The organism is Duncaniella sp. (genome assembly GCF_029054785.1).
Lineage (GTDB): Bacteria > Bacteroidota > Bacteroidia > Bacteroidales > Muribaculaceae > Duncaniella.
Genome location: NZ_JAIDEN010000117.1, coordinates 1 through 4,936, shown reverse-complemented (window position 1 = coordinate 4,936; position 4,936 = coordinate 1). Strand labels below are relative to the sequence as shown.

The following is a 4,936-nucleotide window of genomic DNA, read 5'->3' as shown; positions in this document are numbered from 1 at the left end:
ACATACTTATCACAGGTGGCGCCGGATTCATCGGCTCACACGTAGTGCGCCTGTTTGTCAACAAATATCCCGACTACAATATCGTCAATCTCGATAAACTGACCTATGCCGGCAACCTTGCCAACCTCAAGGACATCGAAGGCCGTCCGAACTACACCTTCGTGAAAGCCGACATCGCCGACCTTGAAGAAATGCGCCGGATAATCACCGGTCACAAAATCACCGGCATCATCCACCTGGCAGCCGAAAGCCACGTTGACCGCTCGATCAAGGATCCCTTCACCTTCGCCCGCACCAACGTCATGGGCACACTCGCCCTGCTTCAGGCCGCGAAAGAATACTGGGAATCACAGCCGGAAAAATATAAAGGCAAGCTCTTCTACCACATCTCGACCGACGAAGTCTATGGCGCCCTCGAACTGACTCATCCCGAAGGAATCGAATCGCCATTCACCACCACCGCCTCATCAAGCGAACACCATCACGCCTACGGCACGGAATTCTTCCTTGAGACCACCAAATACAATCCCCACTCTCCCTATTCGGCCTCCAAAGCATCAAGCGACCACTTTGTCCGCGCCTATCACGACACCTACGGAATGCCGACGCTTGTCACCAACTGCTCCAACAACTACGGACCCTATCAGTTCCCTGAAAAGCTCATCCCGCTGTTCATCAACAACATCCGTCACCGCAAGCCTCTCCCCGTCTACGGCAAAGGCGAAAATGTCCGCGACTGGCTCTTCGTTGAAGACCACGCCCGCGCCATCGACCTGATCTTCCACAAAGGAAAGATAGCCGACACCTACAACATCGGCGGCTTCAACGAATGGAAAAACATCGACCTGATCAAAGTCATCATCCGCACCGTCGACCGTCTTCTCGGCAATCCCGAAGGCTACTCCGACAGCCTCATCACCTACGTCACCGACCGCCTGGGCCATGACATGCGCTACGCGATCGACTCCCGCAAACTCCAGCGGGAACTCGGCTGGGAACCATCGCTCCAGTTCGAGGAAGGCATCGAAAAAACCGTCCGCTGGTATCTCGACAATCAGCCCTGGATGGACAACATCACCTCCGGAGACTATCAGAGCTACTATGAAGACATGTACTCAAACCGCTAACTGTCCGTTTGGATAAATAATAACAAGGAGATGTCCGCTATTTGCCATACGGACATCTCCTTGTTATTAGAGGTTGTTTACTTGCAGCCTGTTAAAACCCCAGGCCTTTCCATCAGAACCGATAGACCAATGAGATCTCGGCTTTTGTAGGCCCGACATAGTTGAGTCTTTTTGTAGACTGCCATACATAGTAGCCGCACATCGGGACATATTCGCGATAGGAGCCTCCCATGTATCCGATTCCGATACTGAAATCAATATTCCAACGCCTGGCCACAGGAAGCGAATAACCATATTCCAACCCGGCGGCCAGATTTGCACGCTGCCAAATTGCATCACCCGGAACTCCGCCCATATAGCCACGGCCACCTAATTCAAAATCCCAGATCAAGGCCTGTGCATATATACCTACATGATGGCCTGACAGTGGCTGACGCCTGGACAATTTGCCAAACCACCATCTGAAACCGACATCCCCGCCATACAACCGCCAGAAAAAATTCCTATTGCGGTGTGACCACCAGGCATACATCCATTCCCCCTGTACACTGAAACCATGTCCCAGATAAAACTCTGCCCCAAGGTCGGGAGCACCCAAAGCATCAAAAAGCAGATTTGTCCGCAAAGCCCATTTCATTCCTGACCCGGAATCGGCAGACTTAGGTGCCATAGAAACCATTTCCGGTATAATTTCCGAGATAGAATCCTGAATTTCAAAGTCTGTCACAGAGATCCGGCTCCGTGGCTTGACCTGCTGCGGCAGCATGTAAAATGTTATGACCAATTTGGCCTCCCGCAGTGACGGAAAAATATTTTTAAGCATGAACCGGTATGGCTTCCCTCCGTCCAAAGAGCGGATTGCCAGTAACAGACGGTCGCTTTGTTCAGCAGAAAGTCCGGACTGAGCATCCTGCAAATATGAATCCAGCAAGTTCAGAACCGATTTGCGGTCCGGAACAAGACTGTCGGAATCAATCGCAGTCCTAAGAGCATTCCAGTTGCGGACTGCATAACTTATCGACACCAGACTGTCAGGGACATTCAGTTTTCGGTCAAGATAATCAAGAACCGCTTTAGCCCGTTGCCCGGAAAGAGACCTATTGAACCAGTAGCTACCCTCAGGTGAAGCCGCTCCGAATATCTCAATACTGCGCACAAACGGCCCCGGCTTAAGATGCAAGATTGAATCCATCCGGACAACAAATGTGTCAAGCCTCTCCTCATTGCCCATATAAGCAGTCAACAGTTCGGTTTTAGATACCGGAAAAAGCACAGTGACACTATCGGACATAATTTTGCCCGATATGCCGCTGAACGACATTAATGCGCACAATATGACAAATAGTTTCTTCATCTTGATCACAGATTGATCACAGACCTCTCCTGTGTCAGTTAATCTCTCTGATAAATCCTGCAACACCACCCCCTTTCAGATCAGGGACAGTGTTGCAGAACTGATATCCATTACCTGGAACAGGCTTAAAGTAATAAACTTATGGCTGAAGCTCTGTGGTGACAGTAACATAGCTGTCAACCGTCGGATCTCCGAATTCGATCTGAGACATGTCCGGATGACCGTTTATGACCACGTTGTAGACATAATGGTATCCGCCTTGCCATGCAGTGAAATTGGCACCTTGGAGTGTCAGATAGATAAAGCCTTCGCCGGCATAGCCTCCGTTAGGTAAGTTTTCTTCCGGAGTATTGGCATTCGGCCAGACCTTTGTGCCTGTCGACTTATCATACATCGCACATGTCAGCACCAGATATACCTCGTTGGCATAATCTCCGCCATGAATATATGGCAACTCCTGCGGGATGAAGAACTTCGCTGCGTTTCCGTCGGTATCGGCATCAATCGGTTCGGTTGTCAGGGTCAGGATTTCATCCTGCCTCTGTGCCATGTGGAGCACAGTGAATCCTTTTCCTGAAAGGTTGCTCCATGTCCCGATTGATTCTGAGGACGCTGCGTCAGGACTGCCGGCGGTTGAAGCTTTCGGGAACTTGAAATTGCCGTTCTGATTGGCACCGACTATCGTCACATTGTTCACTTTGACATCAAGTTTTGTGTCTTCGGAACTCAACATGACTGTGACCTTTGCAAGAGCATGGCGGAAGTTGAATCTGACCTGAGCATCGCTGCCTGATGTCGGCTGACTTTTATTCGGTGCAACCGCATAGATAAAATCCGCTGTCCCGCTGTTGGTGAACGGGATCTCGTCAAGCGGAGTTATGCCGGGAGGCAGCATATCAGCCGGAGCATAGGCATAGAAATCTATGGCATCACCTGACGGCCAATATTTGACCGGTGAATATTCCCACGAGTTTGTGCCCGTCTTATTGACTTCTATATCCGACATATAGAGAGACCCGTTGGATGTGAGGTAGCCATACACAAAAAACTGGTTGAGATTGCTGGTTGTGATGTCAGTCGAAGATCTTTGCTGAGGCCGCGGACTGGCGGCTGTGAAACGGATTACATTATCATCCACTGTGGCTATCGGATCATCTTTTTCGGACGAACAGGAAGCGAAACAGAATGTCAGGCCAACAGAAGCCAACATGAAAATTTTAGAATGTTTCATACTTCAGAACTTTTCGTTGTGTGTGTATTATAAATAATTTAGTTTCAATTTCAAGCGACGACATGATTGATAATAACCATTTCCCAATCATCAACCGCAACCTCAAAATCGGTTGTCGGATCGTCAGGATCAACCGGTTTGACCTCCGGCAATTCGAGTCCGTTTATTATAATCATAACATTCCTCTTGTCCGGGGAGTTCAGAATCTGGTCAGAAACATCGTAACGGTACGATGCTGTCCGGCCGTCAGAAAGCACAACGATCAGATATAAGTACTGATGTGTCTCCAAGGATGCCGAACATCCAAAAGCGACTGTTTTGCCTGAGATTTCATCCTCTTTCCGACCGGCAAGGAAGGTGTAGGCACCATTCGAATCCGAAAGTATATCAGCGGCAATCAGATCTTCCGGCGCGAGACCGCTCAGAAGACAATAACCACGCTTCATGCCCCGGATATTGGCCACATTGCGGAACACGCATGTATAAGTAGCTGTTCTTGGCGAAGGCCAGCATCTTATGATATGGCTTCCGCATTCTTTGATTTCAGAATTTCCCGGACTGTCATCCGGTTTGGCGGCATGGTAGGAAACCGCACACAATGTCACTGATATTTCATCAGCCACACCACAGAACAACGCATCTGGACAATGGAAGCCTCGATAAAATTCAAGTTCCGGAAAATGCTCAATCACCGACGGCGGCCATTCAGAAAATGCCCTGGCTGTGTAGGCATCGTAGCTGTCAAAATGAGAAACACCATCATAAAATATATATTTCGTATCATTATTGAAAGCAAGCATCCTGTAATTTCCCGCAGGAAGCTCAACAGTTCCCCCGTCGCAACCTTTAAGCTCATAACGCCAGATACGGCCCTCATCTCCGACAGGGAAAAATATCACCGTCATGCCGTCCGGTCGGGCTTCAGGAGCATAAGTCCAGTCGAAAGCGACTGTTACTTTTATCATTGTGGAATCCGGGTAAACAAGTTCTTTCTGATGGCATGCACACAAAAGGGCCAAGGCAAAGCACAACCACATGTGCCTTACCGTCATCCGCACGGCAATGATACCTCTGCCTTTTCTGCTTGGCTCCCTCGTTTCCATTTTTAATTCTTAGAGGTCGTTTAATAACAATAGTTAAAATCTGAGCGAAAGTTTTGGGTGCCTATGACTCTTCATTTCAGTCACATAGCTCGCTATGCTCCTTCAATTCAGAGCCATATTC

The 4,936-nt window shown here is 48.9% G+C and carries 4 protein-coding genes; 1 reads left to right on the top strand and 3 read right to left on the bottom strand.

Annotation, left to right across the window (positions count from 1 at the left end; translation table 11 throughout):
- The first annotated feature begins 2 nt into the window (after positions 1-2).
- On the top strand, positions 3-1,127 hold the full coding sequence (locus K2H17_RS07685; RefSeq protein ID WP_300133393.1) for a dTDP-glucose 4,6-dehydratase: 1,125 nt from the start codon (positions 3-5) through the stop codon (positions 1,125-1,127).
- Positions 1,128-1,239: 112 nt separating this feature from the next.
- On the opposite strand, the gene K2H17_RS07680 is transcribed toward K2H17_RS07685, so the two are convergent.
- From K2H17_RS07680 to K2H17_RS07670, 3 genes are all read right to left on the bottom strand, one after another.
- A complete protein-coding gene (locus tag K2H17_RS07680) occupies positions 1,240-2,481 on the bottom strand; it encodes a DUF3575 domain-containing protein (RefSeq protein WP_300133390.1) in 1,242 nt (413 codons plus the stop codon).
- Positions 2,482-2,620: 139 nt separating this feature from the next.
- Positions 2,621-3,712, bottom strand: a complete 1,092-nt coding sequence (locus K2H17_RS07675) for a fimbrillin family protein (RefSeq protein ID WP_300133387.1) — start codon at positions 3,710-3,712, stop codon at positions 2,621-2,623.
- A gap of 50 nt (positions 3,713-3,762) precedes the next feature.
- Positions 3,763-4,749, bottom strand: a complete 987-nt coding sequence (locus K2H17_RS07670) for a DUF5119 domain-containing protein (protein ID WP_300133386.1) — start codon at positions 4,747-4,749, stop codon at positions 3,763-3,765.
- Positions 4,750-4,936: the final 187 nt, after the last annotated feature.

Bases quoted from the DNA above. Each gene is read 5' to 3' on its own strand.
- K2H17_RS07680 (WP_300133390.1), bottom strand. From the start codon at position 2,481: ATGAAGAAACTATTTGTCATATTGTGCGCATTAATGTCGTTCAGCGGC.
- K2H17_RS07675 (WP_300133387.1), bottom strand. From the start codon at position 3,712: ATGAAACATTCTAAAATTTTCATGTTGGCTTCTGTTGGCCTGACATTC.
- K2H17_RS07670 (WP_300133386.1), bottom strand. From the start codon at position 4,749: ATGTGGTTGTGCTTTGCCTTGGCCCTTTTGTGTGCATGCCATCAGAAA.